Source organism: Flavobacterium sandaracinum (assembly GCF_004349135.1).
Taxonomy (GTDB): domain Bacteria; phylum Bacteroidota; class Bacteroidia; order Flavobacteriales; family Flavobacteriaceae; genus Flavobacterium; species Flavobacterium sandaracinum.
This window is the reverse complement of the sequence record NZ_SMFN01000054.1, coordinates 1-1864: the sequence shown is the minus strand read 5'-3', so window position 1 is coordinate 1864 and position 1864 is coordinate 1. Positions and strand designations below refer to the sequence as shown.

The window sequence follows — 1864 nt, the reverse complement described above, 5'->3', positions numbered from 1 at the left end:
CTATCCAATAATGACAAAGAATCTTTCTGAATTGATTGTAAAACATTGAATTTAAATGCATCACTATAACTACGGTTCTTCCTTGGTATTAATCCATCTTCACCATAATAATTGTATAATCTAACCCATTTCTTAATACTGGATCTATGAACCATCTTTTTATTAGCTACAGATACACAGGAATTGTGCTGTTTGATAACTAATTCTACACATTCAAGCTTAAATGTGTATTCATACTTGACTTTTCTTTCCATAAAAATGCCCCCAAATAGTGTCTAACTTTTTGGGGGCAGTGTAAACAAAGAATTGTTATTGTTTTTTTTGTTACTGTTGACATGACGGATTTGAATTTTGAAAATTAATAATTATATCCACAATTTTTTTGCGCTGAGTTTGAGTCAAATTTTTCCAAGCAACGGTTGGAGATGGTGGTAACAAAGTAATACTATCAAAATTGCCCCCCTTTCCCATTAATCCACTCCAAGCTAAAGCATCATAAAACTCTATTGAATGCTGATTATTATCATATTGTTGCAAAACTTTAATTATTACGTCTCTAGAATGTTGTGCCATCAACTCGTGTTGCGTATTTGTGGGTTGTTGTCCCGGAGCGACCTCATATTCATATCTTGTATAATAATCAGTAAGTCCGGGATAATCATTTTTTATACTAGTTATAAAAGCAGCAGACCAAGGAATATTGCCCTGTTTAGCAAGAGATAATAATTTTCTATACATTTCAGCATGCAGTAATTCGTGGAAAAACGTTCTCGCAATATCTAACTCTGGTCTTTTCAATTGATCTGGATTAAACATAATATTAATTAAATAATCCACAGGTTCATAAGTTATTGCAGTTGTTGAAGGAGGGTAAGCAGGGTCAACCCCTACGCTTAGCCTCAAATTAGCACCTTTAAAATCAATATCGAATTTGTTTAATTGATTTTTAAAAGTTGAAGACGCTTCTAGTTTATCATATACGCCTTTTAAACAAGGATTATTTGTGAAAGAAGGATCAATGATTATCTCTTTAGGATGATTATTTGTGCCTGTAGAAGTACCATGCGGATAGTCATAATGGTTATGATAATTTGCATTACTGTTGCCTCCTGTGCTTACCCATACGTATTCAGATGAAGTATAATTATAAGTCGAGTGAGTATAAGTATAGACTCCTTGACTATAATTACTTGTCTTATACCAGTCGGTATAATGCTGTGTTCTGGTGAACATCCAAAAGCCACCACTATCACCTCCAATGGAAGGTTCTTTAGCTGTTATACTACTCGCTAACTTTAGCTTATTCACAAACTCACTTATTACCTTCCCTTTTTTATATGCAATCATTTTGGTGTTTTCTCCATTAAGATTATAGTGATAAAGGGTTCCTGAAAATGAATAAGGAGAGAAATGACTTATGAGATCGATTGGATCTGATTCGCTGGAAAGGAATTTTATTATTTCAAATTTCCAAGGCTCAGTACCGTTTCTAGATGCTAAGAGTTTATATTTAACAGCTAATTTGAATTTTCCATTATCAAGTGAGGTGTTTACTATAAAAGAGGTCACTGCTATCCGAAAGTTTTGAATAAAACTTAAAAACCCTTTGTTAAGTATTGTATTTGTTATAATTGTTGTTCTTTATTGAGAAAATAAGTCAGGTTTAAACAGCATTTTGTTTTGTTTTATTACTTTTTTTGCACCTTCATTAACTTGATTGCAAACATATTCTATGCTTAGATAAAAAGCTAAACATACTCTTATTTTTTCTACAAAATTAGAAAAGGTTTTTACTTTCTTGGCTATAGTTCTGTTTATGAGTTCTAATAACAAGTAACTTATTAAGGCGACATATATTTGAGAT

2 protein-coding genes and 1 pseudogene are annotated in these 1864 nt (G+C 32.0%); all 3 read right to left on the bottom strand.

What is annotated here, in order from left to right:
- Positions 1–254, bottom strand: a 254-nt coding sequence (locus E0F91_RS18265) for a helix-turn-helix domain-containing protein (RefSeq protein WP_132065327.1), incomplete at its 3' end; no start/stop codon positions are given.
- A 70-nt stretch (positions 255–324) separates the two neighbouring features.
- Positions 325–1569, bottom strand: coding sequence for a hypothetical protein (locus tag E0F91_RS17530; protein ID WP_132067638.1), 1245 nt, complete (start codon positions 1567–1569; stop codon positions 325–327).
- 72 nt (positions 1570–1641) lie between these two features.
- Positions 1642–1864, bottom strand: a pseudogene (locus E0F91_RS17890) (IS4 family transposase); the annotation flags it as partial.